This is a genomic window from Actinomadura sp. NTSP31, from assembly GCF_041951385.1.
In the GTDB taxonomy this organism is placed as follows: Bacteria; Actinomycetota; Actinomycetes; order Streptosporangiales; family Streptosporangiaceae; genus Spirillospora; species Spirillospora napierensis.
The window spans coordinates 279,461-303,845 of sequence record NZ_JBGNUT010000008.1 but is presented as its reverse complement, the minus strand read 5'-3'; the positions used below and the strand labels follow the sequence as shown (position 1 = coordinate 303,845).

Annotated in this window: 27 protein-coding genes and 1 tRNA gene; 9 read left to right on the top strand and 19 right to left on the bottom strand. The window is 71.8% G+C overall.

All coding sequences use genetic code 11. The features are described 5' to 3' along the window. Positions 1-119 precede the first annotated feature (119 nt). The 4 genes from ACA514_RS16785 to ACA514_RS16770 all read right to left on the bottom strand — a co-directional run bounded on the left by ACA514_RS16785 (position 120) and on the right by ACA514_RS16770 (position 6,302). Positions 120-2,456, bottom strand: a complete 2,337-nt coding sequence (locus ACA514_RS16785) for a S8 family serine peptidase (protein WP_375042056.1) — start codon at positions 2,454-2,456, stop codon at positions 120-122. 257 nt (positions 2,457-2,713) lie between these two features. After that, entirely contained in the window at positions 2,714-4,387 is a 1,674-nt protein-coding gene (locus tag ACA514_RS16780) for a cation acetate symporter (protein WP_375042055.1), read from the bottom strand. Next, positions 4,387-4,770 carry a DUF485 domain-containing protein gene (locus tag ACA514_RS16775; RefSeq protein ID WP_375042054.1) on the bottom strand — a complete coding sequence of 128 codons (384 nt, stop codon included), beginning with the start codon at positions 4,768-4,770 and terminating at the stop codon, positions 4,387-4,389. Before ACA514_RS16775 ends, ACA514_RS16780 begins: the two co-directional genes overlap by 1 nt. 101 nt (positions 4,771-4,871) lie before the next feature. After that, positions 4,872-6,302: an MDR family MFS transporter gene (locus tag ACA514_RS16770; RefSeq protein ID WP_375042053.1), complete on the bottom strand. Its 1,431-nt coding sequence runs from the start codon at positions 6,300-6,302 to the stop codon at positions 4,872-4,874. Positions 6,303-6,396: 94 nt separating this feature from the next. Between ACA514_RS16770 and ACA514_RS16765 the strand changes: the two genes are divergently transcribed. Further along, positions 6,397-7,011, top strand: coding sequence for a TetR/AcrR family transcriptional regulator (locus ACA514_RS16765; protein ID WP_375042052.1), 615 nt, complete (start codon positions 6,397-6,399; stop codon positions 7,009-7,011). Here the strand turns inward: ACA514_RS16765 and ACA514_RS16760 are convergent. Continuing rightward, complete coding sequence (locus tag ACA514_RS16760; protein WP_375042051.1) at positions 6,992-7,420, bottom strand: organic hydroperoxide resistance protein; 429 nt, start codon at positions 7,418-7,420, stop codon at positions 6,992-6,994. The two genes, ACA514_RS16765 and ACA514_RS16760, sit on opposite strands and share 20 nt — an antisense overlap. Positions 7,421-7,519: 99 nt before the next feature. Here ACA514_RS16760 and ACA514_RS16755 point away from each other — a divergent pair, with 99 nt between their 5' ends. The 3 genes from ACA514_RS16755 to ACA514_RS16745 are packed head-to-tail and all read left to right on the top strand — an operon-like array spanning position 7,520 to position 9,807. Next, complete coding sequence (locus tag ACA514_RS16755; protein WP_375042050.1) at positions 7,520-8,461, top strand: LLM class flavin-dependent oxidoreductase; 942 nt, start codon at positions 7,520-7,522, stop codon at positions 8,459-8,461. After that, positions 8,458-9,111, top strand: a complete 654-nt coding sequence (locus ACA514_RS16750) for an alpha/beta fold hydrolase (RefSeq protein WP_375042049.1) — start codon at positions 8,458-8,460, stop codon at positions 9,109-9,111. Before ACA514_RS16755 ends, ACA514_RS16750 begins: the two co-directional genes overlap by 4 nt. Positions 9,112-9,120: 9 nt before the next feature. Continuing rightward, positions 9,121-9,807, top strand: a complete 687-nt coding sequence (locus ACA514_RS16745) for a winged helix-turn-helix transcriptional regulator (protein ID WP_375042048.1) — start codon at positions 9,121-9,123, stop codon at positions 9,805-9,807. A gap of 4 nt (positions 9,808-9,811) precedes the next feature. Here the strand turns inward: ACA514_RS16745 and ACA514_RS16740 are convergent, their stop codons facing one another. From ACA514_RS16740 to ACA514_RS16730, 3 genes are all read right to left on the bottom strand, one after another. Then, entirely contained in the window at positions 9,812-10,750 is a 939-nt protein-coding gene (locus tag ACA514_RS16740) for an esterase/lipase family protein (protein WP_375042047.1), read from the bottom strand. A gap of 105 nt (positions 10,751-10,855) precedes the next feature. After that, positions 10,856-12,169: a cytochrome P450 gene (locus ACA514_RS16735; RefSeq protein WP_375042046.1), complete on the bottom strand. Its 1,314-nt coding sequence runs from the start codon at positions 12,167-12,169 to the stop codon at positions 10,856-10,858. 155 nt (positions 12,170-12,324) lie between these two features. Further along, complete coding sequence (locus ACA514_RS16730; protein WP_375042045.1) at positions 12,325-12,600, bottom strand: GlsB/YeaQ/YmgE family stress response membrane protein; 276 nt, start codon at positions 12,598-12,600, stop codon at positions 12,325-12,327. Positions 12,601-12,771: 171 nt separating this feature from the next. Between ACA514_RS16730 and ACA514_RS16725 the strand changes: the two genes are divergently transcribed. Further along, a tRNA-Thr gene (locus ACA514_RS16725) sits at positions 12,772-12,844 on the top strand. Between the two features lie 68 nt (positions 12,845-12,912). On the opposite strand, the gene ACA514_RS16720 is transcribed toward ACA514_RS16725, so the two are convergent. From ACA514_RS16720 to ACA514_RS16685, 8 genes are all read right to left on the bottom strand, one after another. Continuing rightward, on the bottom strand, positions 12,913-14,142 hold the full coding sequence (locus ACA514_RS16720) for a tyrosine-type recombinase/integrase (RefSeq protein WP_375042044.1): 1,230 nt from the start codon (positions 14,140-14,142) through the stop codon (positions 12,913-12,915). Next, a complete protein-coding gene (locus ACA514_RS16715) occupies positions 14,142-14,321 on the bottom strand; it encodes a helix-turn-helix domain-containing protein (protein WP_375042043.1) in 180 nt (59 codons plus the stop codon). The genes ACA514_RS16720 and ACA514_RS16715 overlap by 1 nt, the downstream gene beginning before the upstream one ends. Further along, complete coding sequence (locus ACA514_RS16710; protein ID WP_375042088.1) at positions 14,303-15,679, bottom strand: replication initiator; 1,377 nt, start codon at positions 15,677-15,679, stop codon at positions 14,303-14,305. The genes ACA514_RS16715 and ACA514_RS16710 overlap by 19 nt, the downstream gene beginning before the upstream one ends. A gap of 429 nt (positions 15,680-16,108) precedes the next feature. Next, a complete protein-coding gene (locus ACA514_RS16705; RefSeq protein ID WP_375042042.1) occupies positions 16,109-16,507 on the bottom strand; it encodes a hypothetical protein in 399 nt (132 codons plus the stop codon). 29 nt (positions 16,508-16,536) lie between these two features. Further along, positions 16,537-17,352 (bottom strand): DUF2637 domain-containing protein, encoded by an 816-nt coding sequence (locus ACA514_RS16700; protein WP_375042041.1) that lies wholly within the window; start codon positions 17,350-17,352, stop codon positions 16,537-16,539. A gap of 20 nt (positions 17,353-17,372) precedes the next feature. Continuing rightward, positions 17,373-17,663, bottom strand: coding sequence for a hypothetical protein (locus ACA514_RS16695; protein ID WP_375042040.1), 291 nt, complete (start codon positions 17,661-17,663; stop codon positions 17,373-17,375). A gap of 99 nt (positions 17,664-17,762) precedes the next feature. Next, on the bottom strand, positions 17,763-19,103 hold the full coding sequence (locus tag ACA514_RS16690; protein WP_375042039.1) for an FtsK/SpoIIIE domain-containing protein: 1,341 nt from the start codon (positions 19,101-19,103) through the stop codon (positions 17,763-17,765). Positions 19,104-19,117: 14 nt separating this feature from the next. After that, entirely contained in the window at positions 19,118-19,504 is a 387-nt protein-coding gene (locus ACA514_RS16685; protein ID WP_375042038.1) for a hypothetical protein, read from the bottom strand. Positions 19,505-19,641: 137 nt separating this feature from the next. On the opposite strand from ACA514_RS16685, the gene ACA514_RS16680 reads away from it, so the two are divergent. From ACA514_RS16680 to ACA514_RS16670, 3 genes are all read left to right on the top strand, one after another. Beyond that, complete coding sequence (locus tag ACA514_RS16680) at positions 19,642-20,037, top strand: winged helix-turn-helix domain-containing protein (RefSeq protein WP_375042037.1); 396 nt, start codon at positions 19,642-19,644, stop codon at positions 20,035-20,037. Positions 20,038-20,305: 268 nt separating this feature from the next. Next, complete coding sequence (locus ACA514_RS16675) at positions 20,306-21,340, top strand: AAA family ATPase (protein ID WP_375042036.1); 1,035 nt, start codon at positions 20,306-20,308, stop codon at positions 21,338-21,340. Beyond that, positions 21,337-21,927 (top strand): guanylate kinase, encoded by a 591-nt coding sequence (locus tag ACA514_RS16670; RefSeq protein WP_375042035.1) that lies wholly within the window; start codon positions 21,337-21,339, stop codon positions 21,925-21,927. Before ACA514_RS16675 ends, ACA514_RS16670 begins: the two co-directional genes overlap by 4 nt. Positions 21,928-21,990: 63 nt before the next feature. Here the strand turns inward: ACA514_RS16670 and ACA514_RS16665 are convergent, their stop codons facing one another. Together ACA514_RS16665 and ACA514_RS16660 are read right to left on the bottom strand one after the other, a co-directional pair. Next, the gene (locus tag ACA514_RS16665; protein ID WP_375042034.1) at positions 21,991-22,179 is read right to left on the bottom strand and encodes a hypothetical protein; all 189 of its coding nucleotides are present in this window, start codon (positions 22,177-22,179) and stop codon (positions 21,991-21,993) included. 421 nt (positions 22,180-22,600) lie between these two features. Beyond that, positions 22,601-22,840, bottom strand: coding sequence for a hypothetical protein (locus tag ACA514_RS16660; RefSeq protein ID WP_375042033.1), 240 nt, complete (start codon positions 22,838-22,840; stop codon positions 22,601-22,603). 146 nt (positions 22,841-22,986) lie between these two features. Between ACA514_RS16660 and ACA514_RS16655 the strand changes: the two genes are divergently transcribed. Beyond that, positions 22,987-23,919: an AAA family ATPase gene (locus ACA514_RS16655; RefSeq protein WP_375042032.1), complete on the top strand. Its 933-nt coding sequence runs from the start codon at positions 22,987-22,989 to the stop codon at positions 23,917-23,919. Positions 23,920-24,098: 179 nt separating this feature from the next. On the opposite strand, the gene ACA514_RS16650 is transcribed toward ACA514_RS16655, so the two are convergent. Further along, positions 24,099-24,385, bottom strand: a 287-nt coding sequence (locus ACA514_RS16650) for a tetratricopeptide repeat protein (RefSeq protein WP_375042031.1), incomplete at its 5' end; no start/stop codon positions are given.

Here is a 24,385-nt window from a genome sequence, read left to right as displayed (position 1 = left end):
GTTCGATGCTGCGCGACGGGTCCGGGGGTGCGAATCGGACAGCGGGAGACTCCCGCGCTACGCCCGCCGGAGTACGGCGCCGCCGTCGGAGTCCCCCACCGCGGTGCCCACCACTGTGCTCACCACCAGGGCGGACGGTAGTCGTCGTCCTCGTTGGAGGAGTACGGGCGGTGGGTCCGGCGGCCGCGCGGGTCGTCGTCCCCGGGGTCGGCGGGCGGGGCGGGCGGCACCGGGGGGACGGGCGGCGGCGCGGGGAAGCCGCCGGCGGAGGCGTCGTCCGGCGGCAGTACGGCGGGCGGCGGCGCGGTGGGCGGCAGCGGCCCGGCTCCCGGCGGGTCCTGCGGCGCGGTGGGGAACTCGGCCTCGGGCAGCCCGGATCCTTCCAGGGCGCTGCGCCGGAACCTCTCCCAGTCCTCGTCGTCGAGGGCCGGGACGTCGTCGGCGGGCGCCGGGCCCGCGCCCCCCGGAGCCGAGCCGTTGAGCCCGCCGCCCAGGTCCTCGCTGCCGAAGTCGTGGCCGTTGCGCGGGTCATGGCCGTTGTGGCCGTTGCGTCCGTTCGCGGGATGGCGGCCGTTGCCGTGGTCGTGGCCGTTGGCCGGACGGTCCTCGCGCAGGTGCCTCCCGTTCGGGGAGAAGCCCTCCACCGGGCCGGGGAGCGCGCCGTTCGGCCCGCCGACGGGGAAGTCCCCGACCGGGAACTCGCCCGGCACGAACGGCCGCAGCTCGCTCGCCATGACGGGGGGCCGGCTCGGCGGTCCGGGCGGGGTGCCGTCGTGCGGCGGGCCGGTCTCCCAGGGCGTCTCGTCCCACTGGTCCGGTGGGAGCGCGTGCTCCGGCACGTACGGTTCCGCCTCGGCGACCGGTTCCGGTACGGGCGGCCGGCCGTGCATGGGCGGCGGAGCGGACGGCGGGCCAGCCGGCGGGCCAAGCGGCGACGCCGGGGCGTCCGGGTAGGCGCCGGGAGGCGGCAGGCCGGGGCCGCCATAGGGGTGCGAGCTCTGGAACGGGGCCGTGTTGACCGGCGGGATCGGCGGCGCCCCGCCGGGCACCGCGCCGGGCGGCGCCATGGAGGCGGGTTCGGACGGCGCGCCGGGCAGCCGGTAGCCGGGCGTCGGGTCGTCGTCGGGGAGCCCGTCGTCATCGAACGGGAGCACGTCGTCGGGTTCGTCGCCCGGGCGGCGCCGCTGCCGCCAGCCCAGCACCAGCCCGACGATCACCAGCACACCGCCGCCGCCGAGCACCAGCGGCACCAGGACGCCGGAGTCCTCGGCCGGGGAGTCGGCGGCGGGCGCCGGCGTGGCGGACGCTGCGGGCGCCGGCTCGACCGGCCCCCGCGAGGTCTTGTTGAGCGTGTTCGCGGCGACGAGGGCGCGGACGGCGTCGACCGTCCCGGCGCAGTTCGGCGAGCCGGTCGGGTGGCCGCGGCGGGCCGGCGACCCCTTGATCAGCGCCTGCCGGACCTCCTCGGGGCTGAGCTTGGGGTAGCGGGAGCGGATCAGCGCGGCGACGCCGGCGACCATCGCCGACGACGCGCTGGTGCCCGTCCCGACGACGTAGCCGTTGCTGGCGTCGGCGCTCACGACGTCGACGCCGGGCGCGCACACGGCGGCGTGCGAGTTGCGGTTGCTGTCCTTCCACAGGCGGAGCTTGCGGTCCAGCGCGCCGACCGCGATCACGCCCGGGTAGGCGGCGGGGAAGTTCTTGCGGTCTGCGCCGGAGCCGTCGTTGCCCGCCGAGGCGATCAGCACGACGCCCTTGCTCAGCGCGTACTTGATCGCGCTCTCCTGGGCGGGGTTGCCGTTGTAGGACTGCCGCCCGCCGCCGAGGGACATGTTGATGATCCCGGCGCCGTGGTCGACCGCGTACCGGATGCCGAGGGCGACGGCGTCGCGGGCGCCGGTGGTGGCCTGGGCGCCGGCCTTGCGCAGCGGGTCGTTGTTCTCCAGCGTCACCCGGACGGACAGGATCCGGCTCTGCGGCGCGACCCCGAGCATGCCCTGGGCGAGGCCGGGCCCGTGGCCGTGGCCGGCGATGATGCTGGCCATGGACGTCCCGTGCAGGCCCCAGTAGCGGCCGCCGGGACTGCGCGCGCCGCCGGTCAGGTCGGGCCCGGTGTCGACCCGCCCGGTGAGGTCGGGGTGGCCCTTGTCGACGCCGGTGTCGAGGACGGCGATCGTCACGTCGGCGCCCTTGGAGTAGCGCCAGGCCTTCTGGGCGCGCAGCGCGGTCAGGTGCCATTCGCGGGCGCGGATCTGGTCGGTCGCGGTCCGCAGCGCCGCGCCCGCCGCCGCGCCGCGGACGGAGCGCGCGGCCGGATCGGCCTCGTCGTGCCCCAGGGACGCGGGCACCGCCACCGCGGCGGCCAGGGTGAGGACGGCGAGGACCGCGGTCGTCCGGGCACCCGCCCGCGCCGCCGGGCGTGCGCGCGGGGCACGGCGCCGACCGGCATGGGACACGCCGCCGCACCTCCTCCCGGCCGCCCGCCGTGGTCCACGGCGCGGTCTGACATTCTGCCACGCGATCGATCGGACGCCCGGGCACTCGGCACATTCGGGGACGGTCCGGGACAGCGCGGATCGGGTCGTCCGCGCACCCGGAGTCAGCCGTCCCTTACCAGCCGGTAACCAAGGTCCGCGACCGATGGTAACCCGACCGCGCGATCGCGTCGCGGGCCGCCGCGCCGGAACCGCCGCCGCGCCGGCCCGCGCTCGCCTCAGTGGGAGCCGGCACCCGTCAGGGCCCGCACCGACAGGTCGTCGTACAGCGCCCGGTCGGCCTTCTCGCGGCCGAGGAACGTCCCGGCGACGGCGCACGCGAAGCCGATCGGAATCGACACGATGCCCGGGTTCTCCAGCGGGAACAGGTGGAAGTCGACGCCCTTCGGGAAGAGCGCCAGGTTCTGCCCCGTCACCGGGTCGACCTTTCCCGACACGACCGGCGAGAAGAACACCAGCACCAGCGAGCTGATCACGCCGCCGTAGATGCCGGCGACGACGCCCGCCGAGTTGAACCGCCGCCAGAACAGCGTCAGCACGATCGCCGGGAGGTTCGCCGCCGCCGCGATCGCGAACGCCAGCGCCACCAGGAACGCCACGTTCAGGTTCCGCGCCACGACCGCCAGCACGATGGCCAGCGAGCCCACGAGGAACGCGGCGAACCGCGCCACCGCCACCTCCTGCGACTCGCGCGGCCGCCCGAACATCAGCACCTGGCCGAAGTAGTCGTGCCCCAGCGACGTCGACGACGCCAGCACCAGCCCCGACACCACGGCGAGGATCGTCGCGAACGCCACCGCGCCGATGAACGCCAACAGGATGTCGCCGCCGACCTGCCCGCCGAGGTGCCGGCCGAGCGCCTGCGCGAGCTGCGGCGCGGCGGTGTTGCCGGACGGGTCCTGCTCGACGATCGCCTTCCGCCCGACCAGCGCCGCCGCCCCGAACCCGAGCGCCAGCGTCATCAGGTAGAACACGCCGACGAGACCGATCGCCCACGACACCGACGTCCGCGCGGCCCGCGCGTCCGGCACCGCGAAGAACCGCGCGACGATGTGCGGCAGGCCCGCCGTGCCGAGCAGCAGCGCGACCGCGAGGCTGATGAAGTCGAGCTTGTTGACGATCGTCTGGAACGCGTCGCCGGGCACGTCCGCGCCGTACCGCAGGCCGGGCCGCAGGAACGCCTCGCCCTTGCCGCTGGCGTCGGCGGCGGACCCGAGCATCGACCCGAAGTCGAAGCCGAACCGGGCGAGCACCAGCACGGTCAGCACCAGCGCCCCGGCCGTCAGCAGCACCGCCTTGATGATCTGCACCCAGGTGGTCGCCTTCATCCCGCCGAACATCACGTAGCAGATCATCAGCGCGCCGACCGCGACGATCGTGGCGGTCCGCGCCGTCCCGGCGGACATGCCGAGGAACTCCCGCCCGCGGTGGATGCCGAGCAGCAGCGACACCAGCGCGCCCGCCCCGACCATCTGCGCGAGCAGGTAGAACACCGACACCGTCACGGTCGACACGACCGCCGCGCGGCGCACCGGCGCCTGCCTCCGCACGCGGTGCGCCAGCACGTCCGCCATCGTGAACCGCCCGGCGTTGCGCATCAGCTCGACCAGCAGCAGCGTCAGCAGCCACGCCACCAGGAAGCCGATCGAGTACAGGAACCCGTCATATCCGGACAGCGCGATGAGCCCGGCGATGCCGAGGAACGACGCCGCCGACATGTAGTCGCCGGCCAGCGCGATCCCGTTCTGGGCGCCGTTGAACGTCCGTCCGCCCGCGTAGAAGTCGTCGGCGCCGCTCGTGTTGGCCCGCGCCCACACCGTGATGCCGAGCGTGATCAGCACGAACACCACGAACAGCGTGCACGTCAGCGCCCGCCCGTCCAGCGCCGGCATCACCGCGCCGCCCCGTTGCCGTAGGACGGCGGGCGCCGCGCCCGGAGCTCCGCCGCCAGCGGGTCCAGCCGCCGCCGCGCGTACGCCACGTACCCCCAGGCCAGCAGGAACGTCGACGCGAACTGCAGCAGCCCGAGCAGCAGCGCCACGTTGACGGGTCCGGCGACCTGCCGCGCCATGAACCCCCGCGCGAACGCCGACAGCGCGACGTACACCGCGTACCACCCGAAGAACACGACCGTGATCCCCGCGGCCGCCCGCAGGAACCTCCTCCTGAGCCGCATGAACCGCGCGTCCCGCGCGAGCGGCGCATAACGCCCGGGACGATCGGCCCGCCCGCGCCGGCCCGCCCCGTCCCGCGACACCTTCGAGTCCCCGACCATAGTCCCCCCTAGACCCGACGTGACTCTATGTGCTGATTTCGCTGCTCTATGAGATCAAAGATTCACGCACCACAGTGCCGACTTGGACAGAAACATGAATCTCACTCCCCTCGGCGCGAAGAACCCGCTGGTGAACGCGCCGCATGGCCCGGTCCGGCCAGCGCCAGGGCCGGGGCGACGGCGAGGGCGGTGAAGGCCAGGGACCACCAGAAGGTGTGCGCGTACGCGGTGGACGGGGCGGCTCCGCCGGCCAGTTGGCGTTGGAGGACGACGGCGAGGACGGCGGCGCCGAAGGAGCCGCCGATCTGCACGATGATCCGGGTGGCGCTGCTGGCGTGCGGGATCTCGGCCGGGCCGAGCCCCTGGTAGGCGGCGGTCATGACGGCGAGGGTGACGCCTCCGAGCCCGGCCCCGCGGACGACCAGCGACGCCCCGAGGAGCCATTCGCCGGCGTCCGGCCCCGCCCCGGCGAAGGGAAGGGTGCCGAGGACGGTCAGGACGAGGCAGGCCAGCACGACCGGGCGGGGGCCGAGCCGGTCGGTGAGGGCGCCGAGGCGGGTGCGGACGAGCAGGCTCCCGAGGCCCTGCGGCGCGAGCAGGAGACCGGCCTCGACCACGCCGTGGCCGCGGACCTGCTGGTAGTAGAGCGGGAGCAGCAGCATCGCGCCGAACAGGGACAGCCCCGACAGGAACAGCAGGGCCGCCGACGCGGCGAACGCGCGCTTGCGGAACAGGCGCAGGTCGATGGCGGGTTCGGCCGGCGTGCGCAGCGCGTGGACGGTGAACGCGGCGAGCAGCAGGGTCCCGGTGGCGAGGGGGACGAGCACCCAGGGGCGCCCGAATCCGCCTTTCACCTGCGAGAGCCCGTAGATGAACGCGGCGAGCGCGGGCGACAGGAGCACCATGCCGGTGATGTCGGGCCCGGCGCCGCCGCGCGGCGGGGTGTCGGGCAGGCCGCGCCAGGCGAGGGCCAGGGCGGCGAGGCACAGCGGCACGTTGACGTAGAAGATCCACCGCCAGCCGGCGTTGCCCGCGATGAGGCCGCCGACGACGGGGCCGAGGATCGGCCCGACCAGCGCGGGCATGCTGATCGCGGCCATCAGCCGGCCGATCTGCCGGCCTCCGGCCGCGCGCATCAGCAGGGTCTGCATGACCGGCATCATCAGTCCGCCGCCGGCGCCCTGCAGGACGCGGAAGGCGATCAGCGAGGCCACGTTCCAGGCGAGCCCGCACAGGACCGAGCCGAGCAGGAACAGGCCGAGGGAGGACAGCCACATCCGGCGGGCGCCGAACCGGCCCTCGGCCCAGCCGGTCAGCGGGATCGCCATGCCGAGGGCGAGCAGGTAGGCGGTGATCACCCACTGGATCGTGGCCACGGGGGCGTGCAGGTCGTGGCCGAGCCGGGCGATCGCGACGTTGACGATCGTGCTGTCGAGCAGCGGGGCGATGGCCCCGGCGACGAGGATCCCGGCGAGCTTGAGCAGGGCGGGGTCGAGCCTTCCGGGCGCGGCGGCGCGGGTGCCGGTGGTCATGCTGGCCTCCCTTAAGAGACGGACCGTCTCTAACGACCGGGAGTGTAGGCTGGCCCGAACAAGAGACGCAAGGTCTCTTATGTGAGGAGGACCCGTGACCGGGGAGGCGAAGGCGCGGCGGCGCGGGCCCGCACTGGAGGCGGCGATCCTGGACGCGGTCTGGGACGAGCTCGACGCGTCCGGCTACGCGGGGCTGACCATCGAGAACGTCGCGGCGCGCGCGCGGACCGGCAAGCAGGTGATCTACCGGCGCTGGCAGAACCGGGCCGACCTCGCGCTGGCCGCGATGCGGCACCGGTACGCCTCGCTCGCCGACGACGTGCCGGACACGGGGAACCTGCGCGACGACGTCCTGGCCGTCCTGCGGTACATGGCGCGGCGCTTCCAGGAGTTCGGCTCGGACCTGGTCCACGGCCTGATGGCGGAGGCCCACCAACTGGGCCCCGAGACGTTCGAGGTGATCCCGGACGCGATGGCGGTCATCCTGCGCCGCGCCGCCGGGCGGGGCGAGGTCTCGATGGACGCGGTGACGCCGCGGATCGCCAGGATGCCGGCCGACCTCGTCCGGCACGAGATGCTCCTCACCGACCGTCCGGTGCCCGACGGGGTGCTGGTGGAGATCGTGGACGAGATGTTCCTCCCGCTGGTCCGGGCGCGGGGCCGGGACCGGCGGGAGGAACGGGCGGCGGCTACAGGGGCGTCCCGTTGACGGTGATCGCGACGTCGATGTTGCCGCGGGTCGCGCTCGAGTACGGGCACGACCGGTGCGCCGCGCGGACCAGGTCGGCCGCCTGGGGGCCGGTGAGCGAGGGCAGTTCGACGGCGAGTTCGACGCCCAGCTTGAAGGCGCCGCCTCCGGACGGGATGAGCATCGCCTTCGCGTCGATCACGGCGTCGTCCGCCGCGAGGCCCTTGCGCTGCCCGAGCACGCCGAGCGTGGAGCCGAAGCAGGAGGCGTAGCCGAGGGCGAAGAGCTGCTCGGGGTTGACGCCCTCGCCGTCGCCGCCCATCTCCTTGGGCATCCGCAGGGTGAGGTCGAGGCGGCCGTCGGACGTGCGGCCGTGCCCGTTCCTGCCGCCGGTCACCCGCGCCTCCGCCGTGTAGAGCGGCGCTGTCATCCGTGCTCCCTTCGATGGACTTCTTGAAATTGAATCTTAGACTTCAAAAACAGGAAGTCAATGTCTAGGATCACTCCGGAACGACCACGGAGGTGACTCATGGCGGAGACACGGTTCGGCTACCTGCTGCCGACGCGCGACCAGACCGTCACGGGCGAGCACGCGCCGCACCGGCTCGTCGAACAGGCGCGAATCGCCGAAACGCTCGGCTACGACTCGGTCTGGGCGGGCGACAGCCCCATCACCCGGCAGCGGGCGGACCCGCTGCTCGTCCTCGCGGCCGTGGCGCAGGCCACGGAACGGGTGGCGCTCGGCACGGCGGTGCTGCTGCCCGCGCTGCGGCACCCGATCCTGCTCGCGCACCAGCTCGGCACCCTCGACCGGCTCAGCGGCGGACGGGTGATCGCCGGCATGGGCGCGGGCTTCCCGACCGACGCGACCAGGGCGCAGTTCGCGGCGCTCGGCGTCGACTTCGCGACCAGGGGCCGCCGGCTGGAGGAGTCGATCGAGGCGATGCGGCTGCTCTGGTCCGGGGAGGCCGCCTCGTTCAAGGGCGAGCACTTCGCGTTCGAGGACGTCAGCATCGCGCCGCCGCCAGCCCGGCCCGGCGGCCCGCCGATCTGGCTCGCCGGCGGCGGGCCCGCGCTGCGCCGTGTCGCCCGCATCGCGGACGGCTGGCTGCCCTATCCGCCCGACCACGGCACCTACGCGCAGGAGGCGGACACGATTCAGCACGCGGCGCAGCGCTCGGTCACTCCCGCCCTGTACGCGACGTTCTGCCTGGACGACGACCCAGAGCGCGCGCGGGAGCGGCTCCGGAAGAGCATCGAGCGCTACTACAACGCACCGCTGGAGTTCATTTCCTCGATCCAGGCGATGTTCGCCGGCACGCCGGAGGACGCCGCCGCCTGGCTCAACCGGTACGTCGAGGCGGGCGCCCGCCACATCGTGGTCCGTTTCGCGACCGACGACTACGAAACCGCCCTCGAAGAGTTCGCCGGTCGCGTCCGTCCCCTCGTCCGCATGGAGGCTTCCTCATGACCACGTTCGTCCTCGTCGCCGGCGCCTGGCACGGCCCCTGGTCCTGGGACCGGGTGATCCCGCTGCTGCACGATGCCGGTGCCCGCACGCTGGCCCCCGCGCTCGGGGAGGGAGACGTCGGGCTCCATGACCACGCCGGCGAGGTCGTCGCGGCGCTGGACGGTGTCGATGACGACGTCGTGCTCGTCGGGCACAGCTATGCGGGGCTGGTCGTCCGGGAGGCCGCCGATCAGAGGCCCGAACGCGTGCGCCGTATCGTCCTCGTGGACGGCTGGGCCGGGCCCGACGGGACGAGCCTGTACGACCTGGCGCCCGGCCCGTTCGTCCAGGCGCTGCAAGACCGCACGTCGGACGGGCGGATCGCCGTCCCCCCGCCCGCCGCCGTCGGCATCGACGACCCGGACGACGCGGCCTGGCTGTCCGACCGCATGCGCCCGCAGCCGGCCCGCACGTTCAGCGAGCCGACCCGGCTCACCGGCGCCGTCGACCGCATCCCCGGCACGGCGATCTTCTGCCGGCCGCAGACCGTCCCGTTCGAGCAGTGCGGCAAGGCCATCGGATACCGGACGGTCCCGATCGACGGCCCGCACGACGTCATGCTCACCCACCCGGACGTCCTGGCAGGGCTGATCCTGGCGGCGGGCGCTTAGAGTGATGCGGTGGAGCAGCGGACCTACAACCAGTACTGCGCGACGGCGCGGACCCTCGACATCATCGGCGAGCGCTGGACGCTGCTGCTGATCCGCGAGTTGCTGACCGGGCCGAAACGGTTCGGCGACCTCCAGGCGAGCCTGCGCGGCCTCGGCACCGGGCTGCTCGCGGCGCGGCTGAAGCACCTCGAACGCGAGGGGCTCGCGCACAAGGTCACGCTGCCGCCGCCCGCCCGCGCCGCCGCGTACGCGCTCACCGAGGCGGGCGAGGAGCTGGGCCCGGCGGTGCTGGCGCTGGCGCGCTGGGGCATGACGTGGGCGCTCGGCGAACCGCGCGAGGGCGAGACGTTCCATCCCGGATGGGCGGTGCTCGGCATGGAGGCCTGCTTCGTCCCGGACGCTTCGGCCGGCCTGCATCTGGTCTACGAGTTCCGCGTCGGGGACGAGGTGTTCCACGCGCTCGTCGACGACGGCGAGGTCCGGATGGTCCACGGCCCGGCGCAGCGGCCCGACGCGTCCATCGCGATGAGCGAGGACGTGCTGATCGCGATGGCGTCGGGCCGGTCGTCGCTGGGCACGGCGATCGAGGACGGGAGCGCCTCGCTGTCGGGCGACGCCGAAGCCGTCCGCGCGTTCCGCGGCCTGTTCCGCCTCCCAGTGCCGAAGACCCGGAAGGTGGAACAGGCTTCCGGCTGAGCGGTCACATGGGCAGGCCGTAGCCGGTGCACGTCGGCTTGAACCCGGGGGCGTTCGCACCGAGCTGGTTAAGGACGTCCTGCATGACCGGACTGTCGTTGAACATCCCGACATGGCCGACATAGTCGTCCGGGCACTGGTCCTGGACGAGGACGTTGGTGACGCCGTCCCCCTTCAGCCACGCGTTCGTGTACGGGGTGACGACGATGTCGTTCTTGGTCTCGATCACGACGTAACGCGGCCCGGGAACGGTGTCGCCGTCGCCGAACAGCGCGTTCTGGAAGTCCGACCCGGCCTCCTGCTGGACGAGCCCGGGCGCGCCCGCCTCGGTCAGAACCTGGTTGGCGAAGCCGAGCAGGTTCAGCGTCTTGCCCAGGTCGACGATGCCGAGGATGGTCGTGCCGTGGTTGCTGGGCGCCAGCGCGACGAACGTGCGGACCTTGGGGGCGCCGCCGAGCCGTTTGATGTAGTAGTTCGGCATCATCCCGCCCTGCGAGTGCCCGACCAGGTCGACCTGCTTCGCGCCGGTCGCGGCGAGGACCTTGTCGACGAACGTGTCCAGCGTCTTCGCGGATTCCGCGATGTCGCCGAGCCCGCCGATCCGGTCGAACGACAGCTGCGTCATGCCGTAGTTGAAGCCGAAGACGCAGTAGCCCTCGTTCGCCAGCATCGGCGACAGCACGCTCCAGTTCGTGCCGAGGTTCACGAACGTGGCATGGACGAGCACGACCGGCGTCGGGTGCTCGGGGCTCGGCTTGCAGTTCCAGTCGTTGGCGCCGGCGACCGCGTCCGGGCTGTTGAAGAAGTTCGCCAGCGACGTCCCGACGTCGCCGGGCGGGTACTTCTCGGCCGCCTGCGCGGGCGCCGCGACCGCCGCGGTGCCGAGCAGGGACGCGAGCGCCGCCGCGGCCAGGCCGCGCAGCGCGCGGGTGTACCTCTTCACAGGAGCCTCCCGGGGTGGACGCGGCAAGCGCCCGCTTACCGCCGCTCCCGGAATGTAGGGCCGCCCGACCCTTTTGCCAAGACCCCTTTTCGATTAGCCGTCCAGTTAGCGCCGCGACACGCGCATCGGGACGGGCCGCGCCGGCCGCAGCGTCACCTCCGCCCGCGACGGGACGGCGACGCCCGGCGCGAGATCCAGACGGACCTCCCTGGCGATCAGCGCGAGCACCAGCACCGCCTCCATCATCGCGAAACCCGCCCCGACACAGATGCGCCGCCCGCCGCCGAACGGCAGGTAGGCGTGGCGGGGACGGTCCTGCTCACCGAGGAACCGCTCGGGCCGGAACCCCTCCGGATCGGGCCACAGATCCGGATTGCGATGCAGCAGATAGGGCGAGATCGCGACGGTCGAGCCCGCCGACACCTCCGCCCCCGCGACGTCGTCGTCGGCGACCGCGTCCCGCTCGATCGTCCACGCGGGCGGGTAGAGCCGCATCGACTCCGACAGGACGGCCCGCGTCCACGGCAGGCGGTCCAGCTCCTTCGCGTCCGGCAGGCCGTCGCCGAGGACCCCGTCGACCTCCGCCTCCAGCCGGTCGCGCGCCGCCGGATAGCGCGACAGCAGGATCAACGTCCAGGTCAGCGCGGCGGCGGTCGTCTCGTGCCCGGCCAGCAGCAGCGTCAGCACCTCGTCGCGCAACTCCGCGTCCGACAGCGGCGCCTCAACGTCGCGCATCAGCAGGTCCAGCAGGTCCGGCTCCTCGCCGGGGCCCGCCTCGCGGCGCTCATCGATCACCCGCCGCACCATTCCGTCGAGCTGCGCACCCGCCCGCTGCGCCCCCGGCACCAGACGGAACACCCGGCGCATTCCCGCGTCCCCCAGAGACGTCGCACCGATGCCGATCACGGCGCTGCGCTGCAGATTCGCCAGCGCCCGGCCGGTGGCGTCGGACTCCCCGGCGAGCTCGCTGCCGAACAGCACGCGCCCGACGACGTCCAACGTGATCCGGCGCATGTGCGCGGCGGCATCCAGCATCACGCCGTCCGGCCACCGCCCGATGCCCCGCGCCGCGACCCCGGCCACCCCGGGCGCGAACGCGGTCACGTGCCGCTGCGCGAAGGCCGGCTGCACAAGCCGCCGGTGCCGCCGCCACGTCTCACCCTCGCTGGTCAGCAGCCCGTCACCGAGAAACACCCGCAGCGGCCGATACGTGAACGCCTTGACGTAGTTGTCCTGCTTCGCGACCAGGACATGCTCGGCGTGCTCCGGCCGCGACAACAGGTACAGCGCCCGCCTCCGGTCACGCGGCAGCCGCACCGCGTCGCCGTACCGGCGGAACAGGCCGCCGTAGGCGTCCATCGGATCGCGCATCATCCGCATCCACCACCGCACCGCCTCCGCCCCCGAAGGCCCGGCCACCGTCCCCATCATCGCCTCCCACACCCCAGCCCACCGCAGCGACCAACGGCGTACAAGAGCGCCAGAGCCACAAAGCCAGTCCCACCGGGCTCGTCCACGAGAGTCCGGACGGCCCCCGCCCAAGCAGGGGCCGCCCGACGAGTGCTTCGGCTAACTCATCTGGTATGGCCCCGGTTCCGCCGCCACGCCGCGACGGCCGCCACCCCGACCACGGCCAGCCCGACCTGGAACACCAGCTCGATCCAGTCGATCCCCGACGTCGTGGCGACCCCGGCCTTCTGCGCGATCGCGGTCCCCACGATCGCCGCCACGATCCCGATCAGCACGGTCAGCAGGATGCCGATCGGCTGCCGTCCCGGCAGCAGCAGCCGCCCCAGCGCCCCGATGATCGCCCCGATGACGATCGCGGTGATGATCCCGGTGATGTTCACGTGCCCTCCTTCAGAGTGCTGCACCCGGTGTGCCCACTCCCCACCGCAAATCACCCCGAGCCGCGCAACACCTGCTCACCCGCGCGCACCCCGCCCCAGCAGGCGCCGCACGCCGCGCCGAAACCCCCGCGCGAACCCCCCACGCGGTCGACTACGATGCGGGACGAGCCCGCCGGCGTAGCTCAATTGGCAGAGCATCTGTCTTGTAAACAGAAGGTTAGGGGTTCAAGTCCCCTCGCCGGCTCCCAGCTCAAAGCCCCCTTCCGATCATGGAAGGGGGCTTCTTGCTAACGGGTTTGCTAACAGCAGGGCCTACGCCGCACCGTCGATCCGGTCCGCGAAGATCGTCGCTGCTTCGGCGAGCTGCTCGTTGACCACGTGGGCGTAGACCCGCAGCGTGATGGCCGGGTCAGCGTGCCCGAGCCGGGCGGCCACGACGTGGACGGGGACGCCCGCCAGGAGCAGCGTCGTCGCGTGGACGTGGCGAAGGTCGTGAAGCCGGGCGTGCGGGAGAGGCTCGACGCCGTCCGTTCCGTTGTGCTCTTTGATCAGCGTCGCCATAAGGGACGAGACCGTGTCCGGATGGATTGGCTCGCCCCATCCCGTCGCGAATACGTGTCCATCCTCCACGCCCTTCCAGGACTCCCCCGCCTTGAGCTTGTCGGCGAGCTGGCGCTTGCGGTGAGCCTTGAGGACGTCGACCGTGCCGGGGTCGATGCTCACGACGCGGGACCGTCCGCTCTTGGTCGTTCCTTCGATGCGCTCGCCGGCGACGAACCCGACCGAGCCCCGGATGTGGACGGAAGCGCCCTCCAGGTCGACGTCTGGCCACCGCAGGTTAAGCAGCTCACCGCGACGAGCCCCGGTGTACGCGGCCAGGCGGAAGAACGCCGACAGCCGATGCCCCTCAGCAGTGGTGAGGAAGGCCCGGAGCTGCACGGGCGTCCAGACCTTCCCCGGCTCGTTGCGATGGAGCCGAGGCCGCTTCGCCCGCTCCGCGGGGTTGGACGCGATCAGCTCATCAACCCGGACGGCATCGTTGAACGCCTTCCGAAGCACCGAGTGCACGTGTGCGACCGTCCGAGGCGAGAGGCCCTTGCCGTGCTTGCCCCCGGTGGTGACGAGGTCGCGGTAGAGCTTGGAGATCTGGCCGGGCCGGACGGCTTGGAGGCGCAGGCCGCCGATGTTCGGCTTGACGTGCTGGTCGACGAGGTAGCGGTAGTTGGCGAGGGTCTTGGGCTTGACCTCGACGGCGTGAGCGTCAAGCCACTCGTCCAGGTACTCCCCCACGGTCACGGCGTTGCGGTCGATGTACTCACCGCGCCGCGCCTTCACCCGTGCCTCGTCGCGAGCCTCCTTCGCAGCGTCGTCGGTCGGGAACCCTCCGACCCACTTCGGTTTGGAGATGCCGGTTTCCGGGTCGGTGACGCGGATGACGTAGTACCAGGTCTTGCCGCGCTTCATGATCCCGTCGCGGAGCTTGGGCGTGCTCTTGCCGGGCTTGCGTGGCTCTTCCGGGTTGGCCAGGGCGGTCTTGGTCATCAGGCTGCCTCTCCCATGAGGGTTTTGATGTAGGCGTTGAGGGCGTCAAGGGGGATGCGGCGCGATCCGTCGATGCGGACGGAACGGATGGCGCCGGAGGCGAGGAGTTCGTAGAGCTTGCTGCGCGAGATGGAGAGTGCTCGGGCTGCCTCAGGGACGGTCAGCAGGAGCTTGGGCATGCGGGACTCCGTTCGTCGGTGGTGAGGGTCGCCAGCGGCTTGCCGGTGAGTGCGGCGGTGAGGAGTGCTTCGCCGGGCGTCATGCCTTGCCCGAGGTAGCGCCAGTGCGCGACGACGAGGACCTGGTCGTCGTCAAAGGGCAGGCGTCCGGTGGTGATCTCGTGGGCGTGTTCGCGCTGGTTGTGGTTGATACGGGCTTGGCGGAGCGCGCCGAGGGTGGTCGAGTAGCGGCGGGATTTGGTGGAGAAGTGGCCGCGGAAGCCGAGCATGTGAGCCCACTCGGCCAGCCGCAGCCCGGCGTATTCGTCGAGGGCACTCAAGCGGAGGCATTCGGCGATGAGTCGCCGGGCGTGCGCGGTCACGGGCAGGTCGGCCAGGTCATCGGTTGCCCTGATCCGGCGGTCGAGGGTGCCGACGCATTCGGCGGCTTTAGTGGCGTACTTGGCGATGTAGCCCGCCACCGCGTTGTCGGTCAGCTCCCCGGTAGTCGTGATCGGCCGCACGTCGACCTGAGAGCCCCACGCATGCGTCATGGCCGGGACGTCGCCCGCCGCCGGAGTCGACACGCTCACGGCCCCGGCCGCGTGGTCGACGGCCGCCTTGAGAAGCTCATGCGTTGCCCAGGCGGGCGGGGGTGCGTCGGGGCCGCAGGGTCCGTCGAGGCGGATGACGGCGTGAAAGTGGACCAGGCCGCGCCGCTGATACTCGGCGACCTTGGCGAAGGAGACGGTGAGCACCTCGCGCAACTCGCGGACGAGCAGACCCGCCGACCGCGCGACGTACCGCCGGAAGGCCAAGGTGAATCGCCGCCACAACTCCGGAGCGTGGGCGTTCCACAGCACGGCGCCGGAGTAGTCGAAGCAGTCCGGGCAGATCGGTTGCCCGAGGCGAGGGTCTTCCTTCGAGTGGCGGACGGTGCAAGAGACGGGCCGCCCGTGTGGGCAGGTGCCGCCGTTGCGGCGGGGGTGGCAGGACACGACCGCGCCGCCGGCCCCGGTGCGGCGGGAGTGCACCGGCCCGAACGAGGGCGCGGTGAGCGTGACGAACGCCGCCGGATGCCGTGTGACCGTGTCCGGGACGCCTTTGCCGCCGACCAGGCCCGCGCGGACGAGTTGGTAGGTGTCGGCGCGGTAGGTCTCGGCGCAGGCCGGGCACCGCGAGGCGCGCCGGGTCTTGCACGCCACCCGCAGCACCCCGCCCGGCTCGCGAGCGGTCGAGTAGCGATGCAGCACGGCGCCGGTCATGGGGTCGATGTGGTCGACGCCGCCGCGCAGGTGGATCGGTTGGGCGCATCCTCCAGTGGTGTGGGCGCGGCGCGCCCAAGCGCGGAAGTCGGGCCGGTTGAACCGTTCGGCCATGTCGCGCGCGGCGATCTCGGAAACGTGTGGTGCAGCATGCGGCACGATGGACGGGTCTCCCTATCCGTTCAGGTGGCTGGTGGAGACGAGCCCCCGGCGCGGCGCTCTTGCTTGGCGGCTTGTGGGCCGCGCCGGGGGCGGCTCAGAACGCGGTCACGAACCGCGACAGCGCGTCGGCCAGCAGCGCCAGGCCGCCGAAGATGGCCCGACGGCGTGCGCGGCGTTCTCGGGGTGGTTGAGGACGAACAGGCCCAGCACGAGCCAGAAGGCGACGAAGCCGCACCGGCGCAGAAACATCGAGGCATCCCCCTCAGAGCGTGTGGCCGTGGCCGTCGCAGTCGGGGCAGGTCGACCCGTCGGAGGCGATCCCACCGCCGCCGCAGGTGGCGCAGGCCCAGCCCCAGACGGCCCAGCCGCGCACGGCGCGCATCAGGCCACCCGCCCGGCGTCGCCCTGGTCGTCCTGGTCGAGGCGGATGTTGTCGCGGTAGGTCATGTGTGCTTCGTGCTGGCGGCGGTTGCGGTCGGGGACGTGGACGATGCGGTAGGTGATGCGGCCGAAGGAGCGGGAGGCGGTGTAGTGCCCGCCGAGCGGCCGGTCGTCGTCGGGCTCGACGCCCAGGAGTGCGGCGACGTCGTCGACGAGGGCGGCCGAGCAGGTGTCGTGGCAGGGGCGGGGGAAGACGTCGAAGGTCTCGCCGTATTCGGGGACCGGGACGGCCGGGTTGGCTTCCAGGAAGTCGGCTAGAGCGCGCAGGCCGGTGATGGCCTGGTGGCGGGCGAACAGGTCGCCGGGAACGGCGGGGATCGGGATCGAGTGCGCGGTCATGGTGCGATGCCTCCAGGCGAGTCAGGCGGTCAGGCGACGGGTGCGGGTTCGGTGCGGATCTGGCGGAGCAGGTCGGACGCGAGCTGGTTGGACACCCCGAGCCGGGCGCGCAGCTCGTCACGGGTGATCGGCTTGCCGTGCCGGTCTCGGTGCTCGGAGGCGACACGGCGCGCGAAATCGACCAGCGGAGCCGCCGGAGCGGATTCGGATTCGGGCGCCGCGGATTCGTCGGCGACGGGGACCGGGACGGGGATTGCGGTTTGCCCGTCCTGCTCGTCCTGGTCGACGTCGGCCCCGCCGGTTCGGGCGCCCTGGACGGGCCGGGCGGCCGGGACGGTGTCGATGGTCTGAGGACGGTCGTCCTCCCACACCACCCATGGCGAGGACGGCGACGGGGCCGAGGACGGGACGGCGGACGTGTCCGGGGACGGGACGGACGAAACGGGGACGGGGGCCGCCGCCGGAGCTTGTTCGTTCGCCGGGGCCGGGACGGTCTTGCGGCGCTCCAGCATGGAGACGGCGACGAGGAAGGCCAGGGCGGGGGTGCCGGCGGTGATCCAGCCCCACACCGACCGGTCCGCCTGCGCCAGGTTCGCGGCGAGCGACAGCAGGATGCCGCCGACCAGGACCAGCGTCGGCCACGACAGCCGCCCCGTGTCCCGCCCGGTGCGCTTGTCGCGCTGTCGCTCCCCCGCCGCCATGACGCAGGTCAGATCGATGCACACCGCGATGGCCCAGGCCATCCACCCGCGCTGACCGTGGTCGGTGGCGGTGTCGCGGATATGGGTGAACGACCCCGCCGCCGCGATCCCTGCCAGGATCACCACCGGCGCCGAGTCGGCCACCGCAGCGAGGATGCGGCGGGTCATGCCGCCCGCCGGATGTCGACCAGGGCAAGCAGCGCGGCCATTTCCGGGTCGCAGTGGTGGGTGTCGGCCCAGGCGTCGGCCTCCCCGGAGCGGGACGAGGCGAACGAGTCGGCGCAGCGCTGGCAGCGGGCGACGTGCAGGGACAGGAACTCGTCCCACTCGACGCCGACCGGCCACACGTCCCAGGACGACACCGAGGACGGCGAGGACGAGCCGGAGGACGGGGCCGAGACGACGGCGAACCGGGCGCGAGGACGGGGACGAAGGACGCGGATGCGAGCAGTCATCGGGAAGCCTCCAGAGGCGGTTTCGGGCATGGGCGGGTAGGGACGTGGCGCGATCAGGGCTCACGCCGAGCCACAGGGAAGAGAGGAAGCCGGGGCCGGTTAGGCGGCGGGGCGGATGACCGGGACGGAGCCGACCAAGGCGGTCCAGTCCGGGGTCAGGTGCGCGTACTCACGCGCGGCTTGTTCGGCCGCGTGTTCGGGGACGTAGACCGAGCGGGCACGGTGCCAGGCGCCGTCCTGGCCGGCGACCACGCACACGCCCGGAGTCTCAGCCGGGATGGCGCGGGCCGCGTCCAGGGCGGCCGGGTCCAGGTCGCCGAGCGTCATGTTCGCCGTTTCCGGGTCGTTGACGCGGTGGCAGACCCGGCCGGAGAGCTGGGCGCGCAGCGCGGTGACGCCGGGGCCGAGGTCAGAGCCGATGCGCTGACCGCACACGATCAGGTAGACCGCGAACGCCCGCCCGAGCTGCGCCACCCGCAACAGCGCGGTAGCCGTCCGCGACACCTCCTCCTTCTCGGACTTGTCGGCCATCAGGAACAGCTCGGCGACCTCATCCACCAGGACCACCACCGGCACCGGCCGCAGCCCCTCCGGCAGCGTCCACACGTTGCGGGCACCATGCGCACGGCACGTCGCCATCCGGTTCTCCAGCTCGCCGACGAGATCGGACAGCAGGTCGACGGACTCTTTGCGGTTGGTGGCCAGCGCCGACAGGCGCGGCGCGTACGGGGTGAACTCGACCCCGCCCTTGAGGTCGAAGCCCACCAACGCGACCGGTTGCGGGGCCAGGTCACGGATGATGGCGTTGGCCAGGTTGGACTTGCCGGACTGGGTCGCCCCGGCGTTGAGCCAGTGCGGGACGGTGCGGAAGTCCATCACCCAGTCGGCCCCGTTCTCCAGCTTGCCGGGACGCACCTTGAGCAGTTCCGCAGGCACTGGCGTCAGCGTCACTTCGGTGAGCGGGTCACGCATGGTGGCCCACAGGGTGACGTAGCCGGGCCGGACGTCGACCACTCGCACCGAGTGCACGCGCCAGGCGTGCGCGATGCCTTCGGCCGCCTTCTCGTAGTCCGCCGGTACCTGCCCGTCGTGCAGCCGGAGCCGCATACGCCAGCCGAGCCGGGTCGGACGCAGGATGCCCAGGCGGGGGGCGCGTTCGACGTCGACCCGCCGCACCCGCCGCTTCTGCTCGACCACCGTCGCGGCGTTGCGAGCCGCAGGCCCCACGACCGGGACGGCGTCGAGGGTGAGCCGGAACCGGCGCCGGTTGCGGGTCAGCTTGCAGCCCGAGGCGACGTGATGCCACGTCAGGTACACCAGCACCGCGCGGACCGGGAAGCCGACGCCGTACCAGAACGACACCGGATGCCACCGGCGCCAGGCCCAGAGCCCGGCCGCCGCAGCGGCCAGGACCCCGAGCACCAGGTAGAAGTCAGTCATGACCGGGCCGCCGTTCAGGCCACGTCCGCCGCAGCAGCGGACGAGGCGGACGAGGGCGCAGGAGCGTCCGGCACCGCCACCGGACCGGCCACCGCGATCCGCGACGCCCGGTAGGCCACACCCCACCGCTTCTGACCGCCGATGACCTGCTCCCACGGGAACGCCACCAGCCCCACCGGCGTCACGATCTGACCGATACTCACGTCCTGATCGCCCGGAACCGACACGTTCACCAACTCGACCCGCCCCATGGCATCAGCCGCCGACAACCCGACCGTGAACACCGTCTTACCGTCCCGATCCACCTTCACCTCCCCCGTCTCCTGATTCACCAGCTTGGGACGCGGCGCCGACACGCACACGAACGTCAGCGCCGACAGATCCACCGGGATGTTGCGCACGAGGAACCTCCAGAGTTCCGAAGACCACTTAGACAACATAGTCGACCTAGTCGTCCAAGCTGTCAAGGACGGCATGGTTTTCTTGGCGGGTCGGGTGTGCTGAACTTGAGTCGGAGCCCCCGACGGAAGGCAGATGAGTGGTCGAGAGGACCGGACGGCCCGGGTACCTGCAGATAGCCGATGACCTGCGGCAACAGATCCGGGACGGGCGACTCGCCGCCGGGCAGGCCCTACCGTCGACGGCCCGGCTCCGCGAGGAGTACGACGTGTCCGCCGGGGTCGTGAAGGCCGCCATCAGCGTGTTGCGGACCGAAGGGGCCGTGATCGGCCAGCAGGGCAAGGGCGTGTTCGTCCGCGACCAGGCCGACGCCCCGCCGTCCGTCCAGACCGCGCCGGCGACCGGCGAGGACGACGTGACGACGAAGCAGCTCACGGAGGTCCTCACCGCCATCCGCGATCTCGGAGAGCGGGTCGCTCGGATCGAGCGGGCCGTTTTCCCAGAGCCTCCGCGAGCTGGTCAGCCCGGCAAATGAGCTCGTCCAGCTCGGCAAGAACCATCTCCAACAGCTCTTGCGGTATCCGCCCCTGCTCGTCGCCGCCCGCCACTGGCGATCGCCTCCTGCTGTGATCCGACTCTCATCCGACACAGCAATATTCGTGTCAGGGGAGGCTTCCAGCCCATCACTATTCGCTCATCGGGTTCTTTCACGTCCGTTTATACGTCCGCTTTCACACCCCCATGGCAGACGCTCGGGACATGCGCATATGTGCCGACATCTGCGGCGAAACGGAAGGCCACGAATGACCACGACCAAGCAGCGTCCTGGTTGGCAGCCCACGAAACTGCGGGAGCGTCGAGAGACCCACGGCCTGAGTCTTGAGGCCGCCGGGGACAAGTTGCGCGTAGCGGCCGAGCGGGGCGGGCTCAGAGTCGCGGCGAACTTTCAGACGCTATGGGGCCACGAGAGCGGCAGCATGTACCCGGGGCCGCACTACCGCCGCGCCTACTGCCTCATGTACGAGGCCACCGAGCCCGAGCTTGGCTTTCGCCTTCCGCTCCCCGGCGAGGAGACCGGAGACCTGACGCTCCCGCTCCCCGCCCCACTCAGCCCCGCGGCCACCGAGGACGCCGCCAACGCCATCACACAGGGGCTCGACCGCGTCTCCGACCAGACCCAGGACCGGGACCCCACCGCCGGCGACGCCCTCAAGGCCCGGGTGGTCAGCGCCTGGCGAGGCCGAGCCATGAGCGGCAGCATCGGCACCACCACACTCGTCCTGGTCGGAGGCTACGCCGGGTCGGGCAAGACGGAATTCGCGCGCTTCCTCGGCGACGTGTCCGGATGGGCATTCCTGGACAAGGACTCGATCACCCGCCGCCTCACCGAACGACTCCTGATCTCGATGGACGGCGACCCCCACGACCGCCACACCGACCTCTACCTTAAAGAAGTCAGGCCCCTGGAATACAAATGCCTCATGGACACCGCAAACGACAACATCGATTGCGGCATATCCACGATCCTCGCCGCCCCGTTCATCTCCGAACTCAACGACGAGGCATGGCTTGGGCGCCTCACCAACCGGTGCAAGGCTAAGGGCGTGGACGTCGCGGTGATCTGGGTCCGGTGCGATGTCGACTCCATGCGCGAGTACATCGAGTTCCGCGACGCCCCGCGCGACGCGTGGAAGCTGGCGAACTGGGACGAGTACGCCGCCGGACTCAACACCGACACCAGCCCGCCCGGCGTTCACCTCACCGTCGACAACCGCCTAGGCGCAGCGATCAGCATCGCGGACCAGACGCGCGAAGCCCTGCGTAGGGTCTTGTCATGACCAGCCCCGGCGTGATCCTGTACGGCCCGCCGACCAGCGGCAAGGACACCACCACGGCCGAACTGTCTCGCCTGGACGACCGGTACGCCCTACTGCCAAAGCTCAAGACTGGTAGCGGCCGCAGCACCGGCTACCGACTCGTCTCAGAAGAGGAACGAGAGAAGCTCCGCAGCTCGGGCCGCCTGGTCGTCGAGACCCACCGCTACGGCAACGTCTACGCCATCGACCGCCAGGACATCGCCGACCTGGTCGACGCCGACCGCGTCCCAGTGGTCCACATGGGCAACGTCGCCGACCTGCAACGCCTACGCGCCGCCGTCCCGCTCGCCTGGACGTCCGTCCTGCTTTGGGTGCCACGCGAGGTCTGTGCCAAGCGCTCCGAGCACCGAGGCGACAGCGACACCCCCAAGCGCCTCCGAGCATGGGACGAGACCCTTGCCGACCTCCGAGCCACGGCCGAGACGCCGGTCTTCAACGCGATCATCCATACCGACCAGACCGACGCGACCGACACCGCCCGCCGCATCATCGCCGCCGTAGCCGCCGGCCCCGGCGAGCCCATCACCGTCCCGGCCGACCTCATGTAGAGGACCGCGCGGCAGGGGCCGTCCGACGACACCCCAGCCGTCTACCCTGCCGCGCGGTCGTCCTCACGGCCAAGGCCACCCGTCCGACGCTTGGATGGCCACGGCCAGCTCTCGCAGCGTCAGCGCCTCCACCAGGCGCCACCGCCCGCGCGCGGGCACCATCGCCCAGTACGCCCACGTGTACGTCCCCCACCAGCACGGCACCCCGAAACGCGTTTCGAGCTCGACCAGCGCCGCCCCGGCATCCATCACTTGCCGCCTGGACTCCGAACCCGCTTCGCCAGGCCCAGCCACGGCGGCAGCAGCGAGGCCACCACCGCCGAAGCGGCCAGGTCGACGCAACAGCAGGGGGCGAGCAGGTCACCGGTACTCGACCGGAACCACCAGCCGCCATCCCCGCGGACGACCGTGATGCTGTCCCCTAGACACGGCGCGTCCGCCGAGTGCACCCGCAGCATCGCGGGCGACTCCGCATACCTGCGCTCAACCGCCCACCCGTCCCGGCGCAGCGCACGACGCAGCCGCCCGAGGTACAGACGAGCCCGCCACGGCCGAGGCGACGCGGCCAGTGCATCCGGGGGTACAAGCACCGACCGCGCCGCCTCAACCTCCCCCAGGGCCGCCCCTGACTCACCAGCGGCCCCGTCCGGTGATGGCACGGGAGCGGACGCCATCACCAGGCCCTCTTGGCCGTACCGGCCGCGCGCTCGCGCTCCTCCACGAGCGCCGCCCGCAACGCCTCAGCGTCCGACCGGATCACCGTCGGGTCGACACCCGCCGCCCGGTCGAGCAACGTCGCGACCCAGTCGCCGGCCTGCCCGTCCCAGCGTCGAGACCTCCAGATGCGATGCCCCGTGAACTCCTCCTGGAGCTGGCGGAGAACCGCGTCTTCCCTTGGCGCACGTGTCTGCATCGTGGGTGTCCTTGCGATCGAACGGCGAGCCCGCCGAGCAGGCCCGAACGACATGACCACCAGCCTTCCGCCGCATCACGATTGACAAAGGAGCCTGACAGGGGGCCAGGTGTGGGCCACACTCAATGACGGGAGGTGGCCACGGCATGACCACCGAGAAGCGACGAGAGTTCGGCGCCTACCTCAGGCGCCTACGCGGCAGCAGAAGCCAAAGCGCACTCGCGGCCGAGCTGTGCGCTCTCATCGGCTCTGACACCCTCACCCGACACGAGATCTCCCGCTGGGAGCGCGGCGAGCGCATCCCCGACGACTGGTTGCCCCACCTCGCGCGCGCCCACAACGTCACCCTGACTGTCCTGGAGCGCATGGCGGCCGAGACCCGCGGCAGGACCGCGGGCGCAGACGGCGCGCCGTTCGATCTCTCGCCGTTCTTCCCCGACACCGTCCCGCTCACCACCCGTCTGGCGAACGCCTGGCACGGCCGAGCCGTCGCAAACGCCGGAGGCAACCCCACCCTCGTCCTGGTCGGCGGCTACGCCGGATCCGGCAAGACCGAGTTCGCCCGCTTCCTGTCCGACCTGTCCGGCTGGGCCTTCCTGGACAAGGACGCCCTCACCCGCCGCCTGGCCGAGCGCCTGCTCATCTCGCTCAACGGCGACCCGCACGACCGCCACACCGACCTCTACCGCGCCGAGGTCCGCCCGCACGAGTACCGGTGCATGATGAACGCCGCCTACGCCAACATCGACTGCGGAGTGTCGATCATCCTCGCGGCACCGTTCATCGACGAACTCAACAACCCGACATGGCTGCCGCGCCTCACCCACCGATGCCAGGCCAAGGGCGTCGACGTGACCGCGATCTGGGTGCACAGCGACGTCGACACCATGCACGAGTACATCGAGCTGCGCGACGCCGCCCGCGACGGCTGGAAACTCGCCCACTGGGACGAGTACACCGCCGGCCTCAACACCCAAGACCCACCCCAGGCCGCACACCTCACCATCGACAACCGCCTAGGCGCCGCCGTAAGCCTCGCCGACCAAACCCGCCGAACCATCACCAAACTCATCCCATAAGCCCAGGTCAGCAGGGCCTCACCCGTACTCGATGAGAACTTTCTCTACGTCTTCAAGGGCGCCCGCTCCGCGGCCGCCGCCGGTCGATCCGGGCCGGGCATGCGGCCTCTCCGGGCCGACCCGCCCCGGCCGCCCGGGCCACGAACTGACGGACTAACCCCTCGCACGGCTAGCAAACTTCATGACGACGGACCCAAGCGTCGTATCTCTTCCCAAGCTTGTTGGGCTTCCTCCTCCCGACCGTGTTCCGAGAGCGTGACGCCGAGGTTGGTGAGTGAGGTGGCGAGGTCGGGGAGGTAGCGCTCGGGGTTGTTCTGAGCGAGCTGCCGACGGATACGCACAGCTTCCTCGGTCACGGGAAGGGCCTCGTCTAGGCGACCTAGTTCCGAGAGCGTGACGCCGAGGTTGGTGAGTGAGGTGGCGAGGTCGGGGAGGTAGCGCTCGGGGTTGTTCTGAGCGAGCTGCC